Genomic DNA, 242 nt, shown 5'->3' with positions numbered 1-242 from the left:
ATGCAGCCGTTTCCACAGCTGGTCCCAGACGGTCTCAGGGTTCGTGTCCATGCCGGCCACGAAGGGCGCGATGTCGTGATCCAACAGGGCTTTCACTGCCTGGGGACCGATGGTGGGTGTCCACGAGAAGCCGTGGCCCGTGCCGCCGTCGTCCGTGGTCAGCTCGGTGACAATCACATGGTTCTCGGGCGCCTCCGCACCCCAGCTGCGCAGCAGCGGAACCGTGATGAGCCGGGTGGTGA

The 242-nt window shown here is 65.7% G+C and carries 1 pseudogene; it reads right to left on the bottom strand.

Going from position 1 to position 242, the window contains the following annotated elements:
• A pseudogene (locus ACPYOM_RS23630) lies at positions 1 to 242 on the bottom strand (mandelate racemase/muconate lactonizing enzyme family protein); the annotation flags it as partial.

Source organism: Monashia sp. HAY1-2A (genome assembly GCF_056755315.1).
Note: the sequence above shows the minus strand (reverse complement) of the source record. Positions and strands in the feature narration are given on the sequence as shown.